At 48.8% G+C, this 18766-nt stretch carries 18 protein-coding genes, 1 tRNA gene and 2 pseudogenes; 17 read left to right on the forward strand and 4 right to left on the reverse strand.

Going from position 1 to position 18766, the window contains the following annotated elements; genetic code table 11:
• Positions 1-589 precede the first annotated feature (589 nt).
• On the forward strand, positions 590-955 hold the full coding sequence (locus tag HS1genome_RS01260; RefSeq protein ID WP_126449163.1) for a hypothetical protein: 366 nt from the start codon (positions 590-592) through the stop codon (positions 953-955).
• Between the two features lie 378 nt (positions 956-1333).
• Here the strand turns inward: HS1genome_RS01260 and HS1genome_RS01265 are convergent.
• Positions 1334-1418, reverse strand: a tRNA-Ser gene (locus tag HS1genome_RS01265).
• Between the two features lie 249 nt (positions 1419-1667).
• On the opposite strand from HS1genome_RS01265, the gene HS1genome_RS01270 reads away from it, so the two are divergent.
• From HS1genome_RS01270 to HS1genome_RS01325, 12 genes and pseudogenes are all read left to right on the forward strand, one after another.
• Entirely contained in the window at positions 1668-2804 is a 1137-nt protein-coding gene (locus HS1genome_RS01270) for an acyl-CoA dehydrogenase family protein (RefSeq protein WP_126449164.1), read from the forward strand.
• A 123-nt stretch (positions 2805-2927) separates the two neighbouring features.
• Positions 2928-3904 (forward strand): annotated as a pseudogene (radA, locus tag HS1genome_RS01275) (DNA repair and recombination protein RadA).
• 709 nt (positions 3905-4613) lie between these two features.
• Positions 4614-5429, forward strand: coding sequence for a transketolase (locus tag HS1genome_RS01280; protein WP_126449165.1), 816 nt, complete (start codon positions 4614-4616; stop codon positions 5427-5429).
• Positions 5398-6336, forward strand: a complete 939-nt coding sequence (locus tag HS1genome_RS01285; protein WP_126449166.1) for a transketolase family protein — start codon at positions 5398-5400, stop codon at positions 6334-6336. The genes HS1genome_RS01280 and HS1genome_RS01285 overlap by 32 nt, the downstream gene beginning before the upstream one ends.
• Position 6337: 1 nt before the next feature.
• Positions 6338-7375, forward strand: coding sequence for a chorismate mutase (locus tag HS1genome_RS01290; RefSeq protein ID WP_126449167.1), 1038 nt, complete (start codon positions 6338-6340; stop codon positions 7373-7375).
• Positions 7372-8364 carry a 3-deoxy-7-phosphoheptulonate synthase gene (gene aroF, locus HS1genome_RS01295; RefSeq protein ID WP_126449168.1) on the forward strand — a complete coding sequence of 331 codons (993 nt, stop codon included), beginning with the start codon at positions 7372-7374 and terminating at the stop codon, positions 8362-8364. Before HS1genome_RS01290 ends, aroF begins: the two co-directional genes overlap by 4 nt.
• Positions 8361-9401: a 3-dehydroquinate synthase gene (gene aroB, locus HS1genome_RS01300; protein WP_126449169.1), complete on the forward strand. Its 1041-nt coding sequence runs from the start codon at positions 8361-8363 to the stop codon at positions 9399-9401. The genes aroF and aroB overlap by 4 nt, the downstream gene beginning before the upstream one ends.
• Positions 9389-10174 carry a shikimate dehydrogenase family protein gene (locus HS1genome_RS01305; protein ID WP_126449170.1) on the forward strand — a complete coding sequence of 262 codons (786 nt, stop codon included), beginning with the start codon at positions 9389-9391 and terminating at the stop codon, positions 10172-10174. The genes aroB and HS1genome_RS01305 overlap by 13 nt, the downstream gene beginning before the upstream one ends.
• The gene (gene aroC / locus HS1genome_RS01310) at positions 10152-11330 is read left to right on the forward strand and encodes a chorismate synthase (RefSeq protein WP_126449171.1); all 1179 of its coding nucleotides are present in this window, start codon (positions 10152-10154) and stop codon (positions 11328-11330) included. The genes HS1genome_RS01305 and aroC overlap by 23 nt, the downstream gene beginning before the upstream one ends.
• Positions 11297-12094: a shikimate kinase gene (locus HS1genome_RS01315; protein WP_126449172.1), complete on the forward strand. Its 798-nt coding sequence runs from the start codon at positions 11297-11299 to the stop codon at positions 12092-12094. Before aroC ends, HS1genome_RS01315 begins: the two co-directional genes overlap by 34 nt.
• Complete coding sequence (gene aroA, locus HS1genome_RS01320) at positions 12069-13295, forward strand: 3-phosphoshikimate 1-carboxyvinyltransferase (protein ID WP_229768265.1); 1227 nt, start codon at positions 12069-12071, stop codon at positions 13293-13295. The genes HS1genome_RS01315 and aroA overlap by 26 nt, the downstream gene beginning before the upstream one ends.
• Positions 13292-13918 carry a type I 3-dehydroquinate dehydratase gene (locus tag HS1genome_RS01325; RefSeq protein ID WP_126449174.1) on the forward strand — a complete coding sequence of 209 codons (627 nt, stop codon included), beginning with the start codon at positions 13292-13294 and terminating at the stop codon, positions 13916-13918. The genes aroA and HS1genome_RS01325 overlap by 4 nt, the downstream gene beginning before the upstream one ends.
• A gap of 475 nt (positions 13919-14393) precedes the next feature.
• Here HS1genome_RS01325 and HS1genome_RS01330 read toward each other — a convergent pair whose 3' ends face one another.
• On the reverse strand, positions 14394-14702 hold the full coding sequence (locus HS1genome_RS01330; RefSeq protein ID WP_179950426.1) for a Rieske (2Fe-2S) protein: 309 nt from the start codon (positions 14700-14702) through the stop codon (positions 14394-14396).
• A gap of 142 nt (positions 14703-14844) precedes the next feature.
• On the opposite strand from HS1genome_RS01330, the gene HS1genome_RS01335 reads away from it, so the two are divergent.
• From HS1genome_RS01335 to HS1genome_RS01345, 3 genes are all read left to right on the forward strand, one after another.
• Positions 14845-15132, forward strand: a complete 288-nt coding sequence (locus tag HS1genome_RS01335) for a hypothetical protein (protein ID WP_126449175.1) — start codon at positions 14845-14847, stop codon at positions 15130-15132.
• A gap of 22 nt (positions 15133-15154) precedes the next feature.
• Positions 15155-16093: a DEAD/DEAH box helicase family protein gene (locus HS1genome_RS01340; protein WP_232018798.1), complete on the forward strand. Its 939-nt coding sequence runs from the start codon at positions 15155-15157 to the stop codon at positions 16091-16093.
• Positions 16094-16155: 62 nt separating this feature from the next.
• Complete coding sequence (locus tag HS1genome_RS01345) at positions 16156-16764, forward strand: helicase C-terminal domain-containing protein (RefSeq protein ID WP_126449177.1); 609 nt, start codon at positions 16156-16158, stop codon at positions 16762-16764.
• 108 nt (positions 16765-16872) lie between these two features.
• Here HS1genome_RS01345 and HS1genome_RS01350 read toward each other — a convergent pair.
• Both HS1genome_RS01350 and HS1genome_RS01355 read right to left on the reverse strand, forming a co-directional pair.
• Positions 16873-17104: pseudogene (locus tag HS1genome_RS01350) on the reverse strand (transposase); the annotation flags it as partial.
• A gap of 460 nt (positions 17105-17564) precedes the next feature.
• Positions 17565-17792: a hypothetical protein gene (locus tag HS1genome_RS01355; RefSeq protein ID WP_126449178.1), complete on the reverse strand. Its 228-nt coding sequence runs from the start codon at positions 17790-17792 to the stop codon at positions 17565-17567.
• A gap of 138 nt (positions 17793-17930) precedes the next feature.
• On the opposite strand from HS1genome_RS01355, the gene HS1genome_RS01360 reads away from it, so the two are divergent.
• Positions 17931-18686 carry a thioredoxin family protein gene (locus HS1genome_RS01360; RefSeq protein ID WP_126449179.1) on the forward strand — a complete coding sequence of 252 codons (756 nt, stop codon included), beginning with the start codon at positions 17931-17933 and terminating at the stop codon, positions 18684-18686.
• Positions 18687-18766 lie beyond the last annotated feature (80 nt).

Consider the following 18766-nt stretch of genomic DNA (forward strand, 5'->3'; position numbering starts at 1 on the left):
CCCACCGCCTATCTGAACCCGAGTCTAAGCAATGAGGGACCATCAGCCCGGTGGGGTGCATGTGATGAGGTCGACATAACCAGAGCAGTGAAGAGGGGTCGATTAGCTGAGATGCAACAGTTCAAATTACAATTTCTCTTCATAGTGAAGTTCTCAGTCAATCTAAGCTATCGATTCTCCAAGGATCTAGTAAATGGGATCGAAAATCGAGACGAAAACAATCCTCACCGTTAGGAATAGACGGAGCGTGAGCGGAGCAAAGAGTTTTTACAGCAGAAGCAGCTCTATTGTTAGATGAGTTTATTGGTCTTTACTGAGAAGTGATGAAGGCACGTCAGGACGACTCTTAAACTGTGATTACAGAATATTAGCCACTTCAACTCTCCCTAATAAATAGAGGGTTCGGGGTTGGACGATGAGGCGATTAACTACGGTATTCCTTAGCGGGTAAGGTTCATTGCATCCACTTATTTCCTGATCTTCAATGATAATTAAACGAGTACTAGGGAAAATTTGTAGAAGAATATTTGAACTCTAGTACGAATAAAATAGTCAGGGATTGGGTACATTGTTTTGGGAATATTACACCTTGGCCGAGAAGGCTACTTTCGCATCTCTTGAAGAGTTTGTGTCGTCTATCGAACTCAAAGAGAACGCTAGAAGGGGGGTCAGAGGAATGGCAGAGAGCGTGCTCCAGTTAGCCAGTAGATTGATTGGTGCAAGAGATGACTGGCAGGATACCATATTGTCACTGGTCAAAGAAGAGATTCTACCTCCTCCTCTTATAGGAGAGCTTATGGATGTAATGAGAATTAGTGTAGACCCTTGGAGGATAGATGATATCATTTTTTATAGCATGCTGGTCAGAACTATGGAAACGTTAGAACAAGTCTACCTGCTTCTAACTGGGAAGAGCGAGGGCCAACCAACTTCTATCAAATCGTTTAACAAGTGAACTACCCCGCCCTAACGGACAAGGTCTCTTGTCAGAGAGATCGTCTGTACATCGTTAAACTTCTTAACAACACATCAAGGGTTAAGTTGGCTCGGTGAGTACAGAGGTGTTTTCACAGACGACCCTCTTCTTCATCTGTTCCGTCGAGTTAATGGAACTAGAGAAGCAACTACCTTTCCCCTAGAGCAGGGCTCACAACATATCCACATCTTGTTCGTTGGTTTCCTATGAAAGGGCGTTCTGCTCCTCTGAATAACTCGATAAGCCACCTTTCTGCGTTAGGAAGGAGTGGAGCTAGAACAATCATTCACGACTAGCTTGCCTCGAACTATAGTGACCCTCTACGGTTTCTCAAACCCTAGCAGAAAATTCATAGGACGCCGGGGGCGGGATTTGAACCCGCGCGGGGTATAGCCCCAGCGGCTTAGCAGGCCGCCGCCCTACCTGGCTAGGCGACCCCGGCATGCCTTTTTCTGTTGTCTAGGGCTACCTTAAAACTTTCTCTCTAAGAACCTCTCCATCTGTCTCCTCTGACCAGACTAGGTCCGCTTCTTTAAATGGACTCGAGCAATTGAGTGTACCGAACCATAGTATACCAACGATTTCTTCATAACTTCTTCTCCCAATAGAAGGGTGAGACTTTCGTCACTTTGTAAACCACATTAGCTCTTCGAGCTTAAATGCTGAAAAGCTCTAGTTAGTAAGGACGTTAATGGATGAAGATACCGAGCTGATGGAATTCAGAAAGAGTATAAGGGTATGGATACGTAATAACGCACCTACGGAGCTCAAGGGAAAGAAGATATTATTTGACACAACTGAAATAGAGAACTACGAGTCCCTTAGAGCGTGGCAAAGAAAGTTGTACGAGGCCGGCTACCTAGGTATAAGCTGGCCCAAAGAGTATGGTGGATATGGACAGGACCCAGTGAAGGAGTTGATAGCCTACGAGGAATTCATGAACGAAGGATTACCTTATGGAAGGAGTTTAGGTTCTATCGGGTTGATCGTTGTAGCTCCCGCACTCTTAGCGCACGGAAACGAAAAACAGAAATCGTTAGTTAAGAGGATTCTGTCTGCCGAGGACGTATGGTGCCAAGGTTTCTCAGAACCTTCTGCTGGCTCTGACTTGGCGGCCATTTCCACTAAGGCCGAGGACGCTGGGGACCACTTCGAAGTGACAGGGCAGAAAGTCTGGAGCAGTTATGCCCACATCGCTGATCACTGCTTACTGTTGGCTAGGACGGGAACACTGGAGGAGAGGCATAGAGGACTAACTATGCTTATAGTGGATATGAAGGCCCCTGGGGTGACGGTGACTCCTATAAGACAAATAACGGGAAAGGCGGAGTTCAACATTATATATTTCAACAAGGTTAAGATACCTAAGACTAACGTGGTTGGGGGAGTCGGAAACGGGTGGAAAGTAGCAATGACTGTTCTGAATAACGAGAGATTTCATGTGGGCGTCACCATGTTGTTCTCCTCAGAGATTGCACTAAGGGAGCTTCTTAAAGTCAGAGGCTCCCAGGAGCTAGCTGAGCTGGCCGCCGAAGTGTCAGGAGCTAGGGCACTCTATGAGAGGATAGTGGAGAAGTTAAGGCGGGGAAAGGACGTGGGACATGAAGGTTCTATACTTAAGCTAGTGACCTCAGAACTACTACAGAAAATATATGAGAGGGCTGTAATGGAGATGGGCCCAGAAGTGCTTGTCCTAGAGAGATCGAAAGACTCCGATCCATCATGGATAATGGGATTCTTAGCTTCTAGGGGAAGAACCATAGCAGCAGGAACCTCCGAGATCTTAAGGAACCTCATAGGAGAGAGGCTCCTGGAACTACCAAAATAGGGGGTTTTCTCCGAGAGTGGATCCCACCTAAGAGTGTTAAAGCTAGAAGCCGAAACTTTCGCCCAGACTTCAAGTCAACTTATAACTAAGGCCGACAGCATAATTGCATAGATTGGTGAGTTAATGGCAGACACTGAAGAGAAGGTTGAGAAGAAGATCAAGTCGATAACGGACTTATCAGGAATTACACCTACAACTGTGAACAAACTGATTGAGGCAGGATACTCTAGCGTAGAGGCCCTAGCAGTCGCCACACCGCAAGATATCAGTGTAGCTGCTGGAATCCCCCTTACTACCGCTCAGAGAATAATAAAGGAGGCACGAGAAGCACTCGACATTAGGTTCAAGACAGCGTCGGAGCTGAAGCGGGAGAGGCAAAGTGTGAGGAAAATAACCACGGGGAGCCAAGCTCTTGACGGATTATTAGGTGGTGGGGTTGAGACCAGAACCATGACGGAAATATTTGGGGAGTTCGGATCTGGGAAAACTCAACTATGTCACCAACTCAGCGTCAACGTTCAGCTTTCCGCGGAAAACGGTGGCTTGGCAGGCAAAGCAGTTTACATCGATACGGAAGGGACTTTCAGGTGGGAGAGAATAGAAGCCATGAGCAGATCGATGAAACTTGACCCCGAGACAGTGATGAGCAACATATACTACATAAGGGCGGTAAATAGTGACCATCAGATAGCCATAGTGGACGAACTCCAAGAGATGATAGTCAAGGACAACAGCATCAGATTCGTTGCGGTAGACTCTGTGACGTCTCATTTCCGGGCAGAATATGTTGGGAGGGAGAATTTAGCGAATAGGCAGCAGAAACTTAACAGGCACTTGCATCAGTTATCGAGACTCGCCGAGATCTACGACATAGCGGTTGTAATAACGAATCAAGTCATGGCGAGACCAGATATGTTCTACGGCGATCCAACGGTAGCCGTAGGCGGGCACACCCTTTATCATGTACCAGGTATAAGGATACAGATGAAGAAAAGTAGGGGAACAAAAGAATAGCAAGAGTTGTAGACGCTCCTCACTTACCAGAGGGAGAAGTTGTATTCGCTATAACTGAGGAGGGATTACGGGACGTAGAAGAGTGATCTCCCGATTGTTTTTATCAAATCGATAGCTCTTTGCTTAAGATATAGGATTGTTGGTCCTGTTTCCTTAAATTTTTAGATTATGCAAAATAAATGTTTAGAGAGTCCTAGAACAACAAGGAAACTAACTCTAGAAGTGAAAAATACCATAGATTCCGTTTCCAATAAGATCGCCTGTGAGTGTAGACCACAGTTTTTCGAAGAGTCGAAAGTAGAGTTCAAAGGCACTTGGGGCGAGAACCCCAAGAGGTACAGGACTTCACAAAATTTGGGTTGAGGTGGGGAAAACCTCGCCCTTTAGGGCATGGAAGGAGGGCCCCTTATATTTAAATATTAGTTTTTAAAAAATCTTCTCAGAGATACCAACGACGTCTCTCCACCAACTCCACTGGGGCCTCAACGGGACTTAGGGAGAGAGACGAACAACATTCTTCCTTATTCCCTCCTCAAGAGATTTGGAGCTCAGCGACGAAAGTCCCCTTTTCACGTGGGAGAGTTCCCCCCCACCGCTCACCGGAGACGCGATCCCGAACCGACGGTGGTAACCACGACACCTTTGCAGTAGAACCCCTTCCAGGGCGGAGAGGAAGTCAGGTAGACTCCCTAACTGTAAGTGAAGAAGTAGCGCTTGCTCAAGTGGCTACTGACGATTTCAGAAAAGTTAATTAAGCATTCACAGAGGAACATAGCGGGGTGTCTTGTTGAGCCAATGGAAAGGGCTGATGCCAAGCCAATATCATTAGAGGAATTAAACAAGCTGAGGGAAGTGGCCGAACGGGCCAGGAAGAACGTCATAAGGATGCTCTTCTACGATCAGAGCATCCATGTGGGTTCCTCCCTCAGCAGTATAGAAATCCTGACCACCTTGGTGTTCAAGTATCAAAGGATGGCTGAGTCCCATTTGGACAGGGACTGGCTTATACTAAGTAAGGGGCATGCGGCTCCTGCCCTCTACGCCGTTCTAGCTGAGAAGGGAGTCATAAAGGAGAGTGAACTTTGGAAGATCCAGTCTATAGACGGGGTCCTTCAGGGTCATCCAGAGACATTCATTCCAGGGGTGGATATGTCCACTGGAAGTCTAGGCCAAGGCCTCAGCTTTGGTCTAGGTGTGGCCAAGGGAATAAAGATGTCTGGAAGGAATGGCAGGGTGTTCGTGATAATGGGAGATGGTGAGCAGGACGAGGGACAGGTGTGGGAGAGCTTCACTCAAAAGGTGGCTAGGGAACTCGACAACATTCTGGTCTTCATCGAGCTTAACGGTTTCCAGTTGGATGGGGATGTGGAGAGCATAAAACCGAAGGCTTTCCTTCAGGCAGTGTGGAGAGACGCCGGATGGAATACCCTAAGCTGTGATGGCCACGACTTCGCTAGCATTGTAGCGGCAATAGAAGAGGCTCAGAAGGCCAGGGCTCCCACTGTCATATTCGCCTCCACCCTTAGAGGAAAGGGGTTCAAACCAATAGAGAATAGTAAGTACCAGAGGTCTTCTCCCGATGATGCAAGGAAGTTTCTCATCAATGCGTGAGGCAATGGGAAAGGAGCTCGCCAGACTGGGCGAGCTTCACCAAGACCTCCTCGTCCTGACAGCTGACGTTGGGGACTCCACAAGGGCTTCCTACTTTAGGGAGAAGTATCCAGAGAGGTACTTCAATGTGGGGATCGCAGAGCAACACCTCGTAGACTTCGCTGCAGGACTGGCGGCCGCGGGGAAGAAGCCCGTTGTAGTTAACTTCGCTATGTTTCTAATGAGGGCGTGGGAGCAGATGAGGAACACGGTTGCTAGGATGAACCTCGACGTCAAGTTCTTCGCCACTCACTCAGGGTACAGCGACAGTGGTGACGGCTCAAGCCATCAATCCCTAGAGGACATAGCACTGACTAGAGTGCTCCCTAACTTTGCAGTAGTTGTACCAGCCGATCCGATTGAGCTAGTCAAGGCCTTACCAGAGATCTTGGCCCATCGCGGTCCAGTCTACATGAGGACTGGGAGGGATTATTCTCCTCCTATAACTGCAGGATTGGAGTACGAGTTTAAGCTTGGGAAGGCCCAAGTCTTGAGGGAGGGAGACGATGTTTCGATCGTAGGCGCGGGAGTAGTGCTTTGGGACGCACTTCTAGCTGCAGAAGAACTAAGGAAGATGGGGGTAGGGGCCACAGTGATCAACGTCTCTACGGTGAAGCCCATGGACGAGGCCCTCATAGAGTACTACGCAAGGAAGACTGGAAGAATTGTGACTGTGGAAGAGCATAGCGTGATCGGTGGAATAGGCTCCGCGGTTTCTGAGGTGATAGTTAAGAGGTATCCCGTTCCTATGCGCTTCGTGGGAGCTTCCACTTTCGGTAGGTCGGCAAAGAGCCAGAGGGAGCTTTTGGACTACTACGGGATCAACTCATCATCAATCGTGAAGGCTGCTATGGAAGTCGTGGGATGAAATGGACGAAGTTGAGAGGATAAGAAGGGAAATAGATAGGATCGACGAGCAACTGATCACGCTTCTCAGCAGGAGATTCTCCCTCTCCCGTGAAATGGGGAAAGTAAAGTCTGAATTAGGAGTTGGAATTAAGGACGAGACGAGGGAGGGCAAGGTGTGGGAAAGGTGGCTGTCCCTCGCTAAGACCCACCAAGTACCTGAAGGGTTCTTGAAAGACGTCTTTGAGCGTCTCATGTCCTTCTCTAGATCGATGCAGTTAGCGGTTACAGCAAACAGGCGAAAGGTGGTCGTCTTCGGTTACGGTGGGATGGCCAGAACGCTCTCCTCGCTCATGTCCAAGGCAGGCCACGCTGTTTCCATAACGGGAGCTGACCTCGTTAAAGCCGAGAGATTGGCCTCAGAGTTTGGCCTAGTATCTATGAACTGGAAGGAGGCCGTAAGTTGGGGAGAGTACGTGATCTTGGCCGTTACGCCCAACGCGCTAGGTTCAGATATAGTCAGGAGCCTCCTGAAGGCGTCTGGGGAAAAGGTGGTAATGGACATCTTTTCCTCCAAGACTAAGACGTTCTCCATAATGGAAGAGATAGCTAAGGCGAACAATTTCGCCTACGTCAGCACTCATCCTCTCTTCGGGCCGCACCTCTATCCAGTAGGTGAAAGGATAGTCATTATCCCTAGTTCTACTAGCGGATCCGTACTGAACGATGTGTGTGAATTCTGGTCCGGAGTTGGCTTGACTCCCGTAGTCAGCTCTGTGGACGAACATGAGAGGGCCATGGCAATTGTCCAAGTACTTACTCACTTCTTCCTGTTGGGATTCATAAGGGCTCTTCCTGTGGTCTCCAGTGAGCTTAAGGTTGAGCCCCAAAGGTTTAGCACAGTCTCCTTTAAGGAAATGCTGCAGATAGCTAATAGGGTGGAGTCCTTGAAAGACGTAATTATGGAAATACAGTATTCAAACCCACACGCTTCACAGGTCAGGTCAATGGCCATAAAGGAGTTGAGGGCAGCAGCTTCGGAGCTGGAGGGAGTGACGTGATTCTCTTCATACTTAAAGAGGGTGCTGATCCTCGCGAGTTGAAGGAGCGGCTAGCTTCGGTCTCGGCGTCTTGGAAGGAAGTGAGCCTATATGGTATGTCATTGATCTTGGCCTGGCCGGACGAGTATGCAGCGAAAGTTAGCGATCAGTCTGTGGTTAGCAAGGTCAAGACAACCAAACCTTACCCGTTAGCTAGTAACGAGTGGAAGGAGAAGACTTTAGTTGAAGTGGGCAATGTTGAAATAGGAGGAAAGAGGGTAGTTGTGGCCGCCGGTCCTTGTGCCGTTGAGGACGAGCAGCAGGTAGTAGAAACAGCACAGGCTGTCAAAAGAGCTGGCGCTGCTTTGTTCCGGGGCGGTGCGTATAAACCACGAACTAGTCCCTACTCCTTCCAAGGGCTAGGGGAAGAGGGACTGAAGCTTCTCAGGAGAGCTGGAGACGAGGCCGGACTACCCGTCGTCTCGGAGGTCGTAGACCCGCGAGATCTGCCGGCATTCAAAGGAAAGACGGACATGCTCCAGATAGGTGCTAGGAACGCGCAGAACTTTCAGCTCCTGAAGGATGTGGGAAGAATTGGCCTTCCGGTCCTCTTGAAAAGGGGAATGGGGAACACCGTCGAGGAGTGGTTGTTGTCCGCGGAGTACCTCCTCTCAGAGGGCAACGGTAGAGTCGTTCTTTGCGAGAGGGGAATTAGGACGTTCGAGAGAAGTACACGCTTCACCTTGGACGTGGGTGGGATGGTTGTAGCTCGCCAATCTACTCACCTCCCAGTAGGGGCAGACCCTAGCCATCCGGCAGGAAGGAGGGAGCTCGTTCACGCACTTACCTTGGCCGCGGTTGCGGCGGGAGCTGACCTAGTTATAGTTGAGGTGCACCCCAACCCAGAGAGGGCTAAGAGTGACTCGGAGCAACAGCTCACGTTCGACTCATTTAGACTACTTATGAATAGAGTGACGGCATTAGCCAAGGCTATAGGGAGGGACATTTGAGGAACCTCGAAGTTGATGTGGGTGGAAGAAAAGTCGTAGTTGCCATAGGCAACGGTACTTCTTCTCTGCTTGGGGAAGTTAGCGGAAAAAAACTTATAGTGAGGTCAAAGAACGTAAAGTCCCCTTTAGAGGCCGAGATCGAAGTAGTGATAGAAGATGGTGAGGAATCTAAAACGCTCGACAGCACCCTGAACTTAGTAAGGGCGATGAGGCGAGCAGGCCTAGGAAGGTCAGACTTTGTGGTTGCGGTAGGAGGAGGGAGTGTTCTCGATGTAGCTGGTTTCGCCGCATCCATCTACTTAAGGGGAATAGGCCTAATTAACGTTCCTACCACCCTCCTCGGGATGGTAGATGCCGGCTTGGGAGGTAAGAACGGAATCAACTTCGAGGGATTGAAGAACGTGTTGGGGACATTTTATCAACCATCCATGGTTATCGACGATTTGTCCTTCCTCACTACCCTTCCCTACGACGACTTCATCAACGGAATGGCTGAGGTTGTTAAGTATGGAGTAACCTTGGACAAAGAATTTTACGACTTTCTCTCCATTAAAGTTGAGGACGTAAAGTCAAGGAACGAGAGTGTGGTTGAGGAGATAGTTTATAGATCAGTAGAGAACAAAATGAGGATAGTTGCTGAGGATGAATTAGATATCAAGGAGGTGAGAATAGTCCTTAACTTCGGCCACACGGTAGGTCACGCTATAGAGGCTGGAACTCGTTTCGCAGTCCCTCATGGTAAAGCAGTAGCTGTGGGTATGGTATGTGAGGCCAAGATCGCGGAGGAGCTGGGAGTAGCAGAGGAAGGCGTGGTGGAAGACGTTCTTTGGATTCTTCAACTTTACGGCCTTCCAATCACTCCAGCGCAGTTAGGTCTGCCAGTTGACATGGAGCTCGTCGAGAGGGCGATTCACGGGGATAAGAAGATCAAGGGCGAGGAGATCGTGATGGCGGTCCCAGTTAGGATAGGTAGCTGGACTAAGTTCAAGGTTTCCGTTGAGACCCTCAGGGGATTGGTGAGGCAATGTTTGGAGTAAGAACCAAGTTGCTAGGCGTATTAGGAAGTGGAATAAGCTACACACTCTCCCCCGCCATACATAATTTCTCTTTTTCCCAAATGGGGATAGACGCAGTCTACCTCGTCTTTGATGTTCAGCCTGATGACTTACATGATGTAGTGGAGGGCTTAAAGAAGATCGCCTATGGGTTCAACGTCACTGTCCCCTACAAGGAGGAAGTGGCCTCCATGGTGTCATGTGAGGGAGAGAGCAAAGGACTGGGCGTCGTAAATACGGTTCATAGCGGTAAAGGATATAACACCGACTACATAGCGCTATCTAGGCTTTTGAATGAAACCGGCCTAGAATTTCACGAGGCCGAATGTGCCATATTTGGTGCGGGAGGGGCCGCCGCTGCGTCAGCGCTCAGTTTAGGCCGGTTAGGGTGCAAGGTTAAGTTAATAAATAGGAGCCTGGAAAGAGCGATTAGGCTGAAGAGAAAGCTAGACAATTTAGGTGTGGAGTCCTCTGTAGCCTCGGATTGCGGTGAGCCTCAAGTCGTAGTAAACGCGACGCCAAGGCCAGAGTTAGTCCCCACTTCTTGTGTTAGGGGGAAACTAGCAATCGACTTCGTTTACACGCCAGTCAGGACGTCTTTTATCACATTGGCCGAAAGTAGAGGAATGACAATTATAGACGGTCTTTCAATTCTAATTGAACAGGCTCTAGAGGCTGAGAAAATTTGGTTCGGGAGATCCTTAAGTAGGGACGAGGTGAGGCGATTCCTATATGACAGGAAGTTCGTTCGGTGAAGCTTTCAGGATAACCACTTTTGGGGAAAGTCATGGGCCAGAGGTTGGCGTTGTTGTAGATGGGGTCCCGGCTGGCCTTCCCCTCTCTGAGGAGGATGTGAAGTTTGAGCTCTCTTTCAGACGTCCCGGTAGGAGATTCGTCTCTGGAAGAAGAGAAGAGGACGTTCCATTAGTGGTTTCTGGGCTTTTCGAGGGTAGGACTACGGGGGCCCCAGTTACCATAGTAGTCAAGAACAACGACGTGATATCCTCACTTTACAGCGAGGTGAGATACAAACCCAGACCGGGTCACGCGGATCTAACTTACGTGTTCAGATATGGCTTTGAAAACTGGGACTATAGAGGGGGAGGGAGAGCTAGCGCGAGGGAGACAGTGGGACGAGTTGCTGCTGGAGCTATCGCGAAGAAGTTGTTGGGACTTATCGGGGTCACGCTAGCGGGATACCTCAGATCACTAGGAGAGATTGAGTCCACCGGAGAGTTCTCCTTTGAGGAGATGCTCTGTTCAAAGTATAGTCCCGTTAGGGCCGCTGATAGGAAAGTAGAGGCTAGCTATGAGGAGTTGCTCAAGAAGGCCATAATCGAAGGAGATAGTTACGGAGGGGTGGCGGAGGTCATAGCGCGAGGGGTGCCAGCAGGGCTGGGGGAACCAGTTTTTGACAAGCTAAAGGCCGATCTAGCTAAGGCAGTCCTTTCAATTCCGGCTGTGGTTGGGTTCGAGTACGGCCTTGGGTTCAAATTGGCCAGGATGAGAGGAAGCGAGGCCAACGACGAAATAGTGAGGAAAAACGGAAGGTTGGGTTGGAGAAGAAACGTAGCAGGGGGCATAATTGGGGGAATATCGAATGGAGAGGACATTGTTGTTCGTGCGGCCTTCAAACCTACAAGTTCGATAAGGATACCTCAGCGCACGGTAGACCTACGAACAATGGAAGAGACTACTATATCTGTTCTCGGTAGGCACGATCCTTCTGTAGCAGTCAGAGGTGTAGCAGTGGTTGAATCCATGGTAGCGTTGGTTCTAGTGGACCACGCAATGAGATCCTCACTGATCCCTCGTGTTAAACTTACTCAAGATCAAGCCAAAGTAGCCGAGGAGATGTGGAGGAGGTATATCGAGGCATGCAGGCAAGGGCTTTCGGAGGAATCTCAGTAGTAAACGCAGTGCCCGCGTGGCTTGGGTCAACCATGGCGATCAACCTTGTCGTCTCCGTTGAAATTGAAGAAGGAGATGGAAGGGAGGAGGGGTTGATCGGTTACGTACTTAGTTACCTCAGGAACGCTTACTCGCTTCCTCCTCTGCGAGTGAAAGTTTATTCCAGTTTACCTCAGGGCGGTGGATTGAAGAGTAGTAGCGCTGTTACAGTGGCCTTGATAGAGGCAGTGTCGAGGCTCTTCAACCTTAGGCTTGACCCTCCGTTCCTTTCAGCTAAGCTCTCCCTTGAGGGAGGCTTTTCCTTGACTGGGGCCTATGACGATGCCTTCGCTGCTTATAGAGGAGGAGTCAGCTTGACCGACAATAAGTCGATATCTCTTTTGAAGCACCTTCAACCCCCGGAGGGATTAGTTTTCTTAGTTGTCCCTAAGGAGGGAAGGACTGCAGACCCTAGACTATTGAGACGTTACTCGAAGACCTTCGAGGCCATCTTTCAATTGGCATTGCAAGGTAAATTACTTGAGGCCATGAAGATTAACGGCGTACTCGTTGCGGAGATCTTAGGTTACGACTTATCACCTATAGAGGTGGCCCTTTCCCGTGGCGCAATTGCGGCAGGCGTAAGCGGAAACGGGCCTTCCATCTTCGCCGCATGCAATGAGGGGGATGAGGGCCCCGTAGAGGACTCGCTTTCTCGCTACGGGAGAGTAGTTAGAGTTGAGGCGGTGAGAATTGAGGGTGAGGATCTGCAGGGCCAAGGCTGAGGGTAGACTGAAGGCCCCTCCCTCGAAGCCGCTCGGAATCAGACTCATATTCGCCTCACTGTTAACTGACGTGCATCTGAGTGAGTTGCCTTCTTCCGAAGACTTCTATGCAGCACTAGACGCTGTCAAGTCTTTGGGAGTCTCCGTGGAGGGGAACAGCCTACTAAGGCCCACTGCAATCCATCTAAAGACAAACTACCTCAACCTTAGAGGTTCCGCTACTTCCCTCCGGTTCATTATACCTATAGTAGCATTGGTGGGAGGGCGAGTTACTCTGGATGGCGACGAGAGTCTGCGAAGAAGGCCCCTATACGACATCATACCTCAACTTACCAGGATGGGGGTGAAGGTGTCTTCAAATTCCCTTCCTCTGACGATAGAAGGGGGAATAGGTGACAACGAGTTTCATCTATCTGAACTTAAGAGTAGCCAATACATTTCTGGGTTCATTTACGCTCTTGCCCTTCGGGGTGGTGGAAGCGTCGAATTCCCCCCAAACTTAGGATCTATGAGCTACGTGAGGCTTACCGCTGAGGTCCTCAATAGTGTAGGAGCGAAAGTAAGAGTGGAGCCAGGAAGGGTTGAGATAGAGAGGGGACCCACCACCTCGTTCCGAGGTCCCATCGCTGGCGATTACCTCCTTTCTTCCTTTTACGCCGCTGCCGCTATTTTGACCGGTGGGGAGGTTGAAATTGGTGGGCTTCTCAGCCCCGCAAGCTACTTCGGAGACCACTCTATAGTGGATCTCTTTTCAGAAATGGGCGCCTCCAGTTACTTCAATTATGGTAGGTGGAAGGTTGCAGCAGGCGACTTGAGAGGTATAAAGGTGGACGTTGATGATGCGCCCGATTTGGCACCCAGTTTGGCGGCAGTAGCAGTAGCGGCCGATGGGGAGACCGTACTCACTGGAGTCGAGAGGTTGAGGTTCAAGGAGAGTGATAGGGTAAGCACTATAGTCTCCACTGTCGACGCATTCGGTGCAGTTGCGCGAGGAGTAAACGACGAAATACGGATCATAGGAACGAGGAAGCTAAGGCGGACAGAGATCCAGTGTCCCAACGATCACAGAATCGCAATGATGGCTGGGGCCGTAGGAGCGGCCTCTGGAGTCCTTATTGAAAAGGCGGAGTGTGTGAACAAGAGTAACCCGAAATTTTGGGAGGATCTTAGTAAGTTGGGGGTGAAGGTGGAACTGCTTTGAGACCAAAGGTGGTTTGTTCGCTTCCGGTTAGACAGCCGGAGGATCTGAAGGAAGTGGTGTCGATCCCAGGCGATCTAGTGGAGTTACGGGTGGACTATTTTGAAGACCCATTGTCCCTGCCCCTAGATAGCTTAGGTCACCTGAAGAAGAAGTTGATAGTGACGTTTAGGGATGCGGAAGAAGGTGGTGTAAGAGAGATAGACCCACAGATTAAATTAGATCTTCTATCAAAGCTGAGAAAATTGGAGATAACTTACGATGTGGAGGCAAAGTTCGCTATAAGATATGGGGTCAAGACCGATGGGGAAATCGTGTCTGCTCATTACCTAGATAGAGTTCCTAGAGTGGAAGAAGTTGGTGAGTTGATCAGAGCTTTTCCAAGAGCAGAGACATTCAAGGTAGCTGTAGTAGCGAAAGAGGGTTACCTGAGGGTTCTGCTCAGACTTTTGGAGTATGGAAAAGTCGCGGTGATGTCGCTGGGTGGGCCACCTGAAGAGAGAATAGGGCTAGGTTTAATAGGTTCGTCCCTAGTTTACGGTTACGCTAAGGATCCCACGGCCCCAGGTCAGATGAGCTGTAGTAGACTCACTGAGGTCATGAGGCACATCTTTCCATTTTCATAGAAGATTTTCGTTTTTCTCAATATAGACTCCTCCGTAAGGGCATGTAGCTTACAAACCGACGAAGGCCTCGCCCTTCTAGAGTCAGGGACCACAATTCCAACAACGATTTTCCTAAGACTTCCTCCCGGGAGCCAACGACGTCCCTCCACAGTTCGACCTAGGGCCAGACTAAAAACTTGAGGGACGAACAGTCCCCCCTTTCCACCGAACTAGATGCCATCGATGGAGGTTCCCTTCGTCAATTTCTAACGGGCCTCCCCTCAGATCAACCAACCGTCCACCTAACGAGACCGGAATCGATGGAGGGAACGGCGAAACCCTTGGAGGAGGAACCTTCTAGGGTGGGAATGAAATCACAAAAATGTCGAAGCTTCTCTTTTATTGTGGCGCACGTTCGACCTCCACTCTCAAATGGTTGATGTAGACTCAGATAGACTATTGGGGCATCGAACGCTTTGAAGATAATCCTTCTCCTTCAGGTAACGATCTTCACTTCCTCGTTTTCCAGCTCGACCGCAAACTTCTTTAGTTCTTTTTTCGTGGCTCCCTTAATCGCATGACCGTCCTTTATAGAGAAGTGCGTGAAGTGGCATTGACAGACTATTTCTTCCTTTATCACTACGCCGTACTTTGATAGATCACAACCCAAGTGGGGGCATCTTGCTGAAAATGCATGAAAGGTCTTTCCACCTAAGAAAAAGACTACAATAGGTCCATGCGGGGTGTCTACTTTTCTTCTTTCTCCGATCTTAAACGCGCTAACTTTCCCCACCGCGATCTTCACGGAACTTCCCTTCTTTTTCTCTTTATACTAGAGAATTTTAAACCTTTATCCCCTACTTATAAAGCCTTCTATGGCAAATGTTTATAACCTACAATATAGTTAAGTTAGAACAATATAGTATAAACTAAGAGGAAGACTCGAGATGATAGCGGAAGATCAGGTTAAACGGAAAGTGGACTACAGAATACTGGAAGTTCAACAGGCCTCTCCCGAGACTGAAATTAGGGTCATTATTGTGACGAATGTTCCTCCCTCAGAACCAATTCTAGCGGAGTTGACGTCGGCCCACTTAAAGGTCGTCAAGGTGTTCCCAGATTTTTACAGCGTAAAAGTGGAGGGCAGGGCCAAGCACGTCATGGCAGTCTCGTCAAGGGATTTCGTTAAATACCTAATCCTAGACGAGATACTCGTGAGAGGAGCTGAGCTTTGAGCTAAGGGACTGGCAACAAAAGCTGCTCGATAGGGCGCGGCAAGTAGTTGGTAGCGGAAAAGTCCTGGCTCTGCAGGCCCCCACGGGGAGTGGAAAGACCATCTTCGCTTTGTTGGTCGCTTTGAATGTAACTGGGAAAGCACTATTCTTAGTAAGGACTCACAATCAGTTCTACCCAGTCTATCGCGAATCCAAACGACTAGGCAAATCGTTTGGATTCGTGGTGGGTAAGCCTAACGTGTGTCCGTTCTCCTCTGGTGACGTTGAATCCATCGATATAGATTGCAGAAGGTGTGAGATAAATTTGGCAACAGGTGTGGAGTTCGGCGAGCAGCCTGCCTCCTTGGTAAGTAAATTGAGGCAAGAGGGGCTAGCCAATGGTTTCTGCCCGTATCACTCTCTGCTCTTTTCGTCCAAATCCACGGAAGTGGTGGCTATGACATACCCTTATCTCTTTCTTCCTTGGCTTCGAGAGAGCCTAGATTTCAACCTAGAGGAATACGTTGTAATAATCGATGAGGCCCACAATTTGGACACCATATCGGACTTAGGTGAGAGGAGACTGTCCAGAGCCACGTTGTCCTCGGCAATGTCCCAAGCGACGAGTGAGTTGGTTAGAAACATACTCTCTAAACTTCAGCACAAGCTTTCTGCCCTGCCCGAGGTGGGTGAAAGGTATCTCTTGATTAACGATCCCCCTACTTTGGAAGCAGATGAACTGGAACTCCTTCAAGACGAGTATGAAGCACTCAGAGCCAAAATGACGGAGCAACGAAAAATAGGAAGAAATCATTTAGGCTCAGTTCTTAGATTCTTCCTATCGCTAAGGGAGCCGGGGAGGAAGGTGTTTCTCAATGGAGGGAGTTTGGTATCTAAGAACCCAGACCCCGCCTTCCAGCTCGACGTACTCAACCAGAAAACCCTACCACTCATCCTCATGTCTGGTACACTTCCCCTCTGAACTATATACAGAAGGTGTGGGGACTAACTAAGGACATAGAATACCTAGATGTGGAGCGAGCATTGCCCACTACAGTGCAAGGCAAGAGAGAGTGGCTGCTGGCTAAGGACGTCACTACCTCTTTTCAAAAGAGAAGCGATGTGATGTGGGGAAAATACGCTTCTTACCTGATGCGTATATATCATGTATCTCGGGCCAATGTACTGGCCCTAGTCCCAAGTTACGAGGTACTAAGGAAGGTTCTTGGAAGGCTTAAGGGAATTAACGTCCTGCCAGAGGACTCCAGGACATCTATGGAGGACCTGTCACGGGCAGCCGAGAATGGAAAAGTCCTCATCCTAGCGGTCAACAGGGGAAAACTGTCTGAGGGAATAGAGCTAACAAACGGAGGAAGGAGTCTGATAAGTGACGTCGCTCTAGTCGGAATACCCTTTCCTTCCCCTGACGACTACAGTAAGTTACGTGCTGAAGCAATAGCGGCGAGAACAGGAGTCGCTAATGAGGAACTATTGGTCAGGATACCTGCTCTGATAGCAGTGAAGCAAGCCATCGGTAGGGCGTTGAGGAATCCAGGAGATTCTGTCACTGTATGGTTACTTGATAAGAGGTATGACTCACCCTGGTGGAAAGCTAGACTAGGAGCCTTCAATCCGAGGAAGATAGTATTATAAGATGTGAACTACCCCGCTCCCTGGACGGGGCATCCACACCTCGCGATGGGGATTTCCTGCTTCTTCCAGGAAACTTACTACACGTCCCCTCAGAGAATAAGGATGTATAGAGGTAATTGTCTTGATCGCGTTTATGTATCTAGGTATGTTCAAGGTGAGTTTTGCTTTGTCTACTCCTATGTCAATGACCTCGACTTCGAATGTTTCGCTTATTTCTTGAATTTGCTCCTTCAAGTGGTAGTGGAAGAAGTTTATTATATCCTCACTACTCGGACACCTTCCTGCGAGCGTAAACCGAATGCGACCCTCCGTCGAATCCGTGCCGCGTAGTTACATCTATTTTTCATAACTATAGAAACGTTTCTATAAGGGGGCTGTCCGTCCCCACGGAAGGGGACTTTCGTCCTCAACTCCTGTAAAGTTAAAAAGTTTGATAACTAATAGATCTATAAGCGTCCACTATTTCGTCTATGCCGCCTTGCAGGGATCGAAAGCCTTGACTTCAGATCGGGGATGGTGATTTAATTTACTTTTGAAAATCTCTTTCTCATCGATATTGACGTTTTAACTCTACGGAAAAACTGGAGGAGGGGCATAGGCGAGCTTATCCCCTAATCGGAATCAGATCTAACTAAGGATCCCCACCACTCAAGTGGGGCATTTCTGACCCATCTGCTCAATTGGGTTGTAACCCCGAATCTGTGGTGAGAACTATGAACCATGTGGAAGGGAACTCTTAATGGTGGGGAGAAAGTCAGAAGTCCTCAACTCCTCTATTGGAAATCCTGAAACCCCCAAACTCACCGTATTCGTCTTATTACAATATCTGAGTGATCTCCTACAATATCTCCCTTGTAAACATACCTAGGTGATGCCTTAAGTATCATGTGAAGACAAGCTAGCCTGTCGGGATCAGCTATGACGTGAACAGAGTCCCCAGGTTTCGCGTTTATTAGTGCCTTAGATAACTCATTGATGAACTCGTCGCAACTTTTCCCCCTCAGCTCCAGCTCATAAGTTTCAGGCATGATCTCCACACCTCCTTAATCTTTCACACTATTTGGGTTTGTGTGTGTTATAACGCTTTTTGGATGGTTCTTACGCTAGTGAGCCAATTTTGTCACTAGACACCTAACACATTTTAGCTTCGGTGAGTATCTTCCAGCGTGGAAGTGGAAATCTTCGTTCATAGGAACTGCACCGAGTGTGCCATTTTGCTTGACTTCCTGAAGGTAGAGGGACTAATAGATAGAGTGAAAATAGTAGATACTGAGAAATATCCCTTCGAAGCCCTGCAGCGGGGAGTTCTATCTACTCCATCCATTTTTATTGACGGAAAACTGAAGTACGCAGGCAAGGTCGATCTGCAGGAGTTTAAGGAAATCCTGAAGGGAGACGTGAAGGGGAACAACAAAGCCTCGGATCCTGTTGAGGAACTCATGATCGGAGTTGTGAACTCCTTCGCAGTGACTGCCTGGCTCTACTTACATAGGAACTTCGAGGCCCTCTTAGACCAAAGGGAATTCGTCCAGGCGGTGAGTGGAGTGGGAGATGATCAGAGGCTTTACGACGAGCTAATTGAGCGTGTCAGGTCTAAAGGGGAAGAGTTGCTGAAAAAATGGGAAGAAAGGATGTTGAGGAATATCGCTTCAAACTTTGTGAGAGAGTTGTTCTGGCTATATGGTAGGAAACTCTCTTGGGCCGAGATCGAGTCTAAGTATCCTTTAGAGGTATTCGCTCATTGGCTAATGTTAAGAGGAGGAGCAGTTGGCAGAGTTGGACTAAGTATAATTCCCTTATCAAACCGCGAAGCCTTATCTAGAATCAGAATGGCTTACAATTACCTTAATTCCCATTGCGACGAACTTTGGGACAAAGTTATGAAGGAGCAATGGGAGCTTATGGGAACTGTCCACGTTTAAGTGCTGTTACAATAAATGGGGGTTGAGGAGGTTATCCATCCCCTCCCGCGCGGACGGCCCCCTGTAAATCCCGGCTCTCA

The organism is Sulfodiicoccus acidiphilus (genome assembly GCF_003967175.1).
GTDB lineage: Archaea > Thermoproteota > Thermoprotei_A > Sulfolobales > Sulfolobaceae > Sulfodiicoccus > Sulfodiicoccus acidiphilus.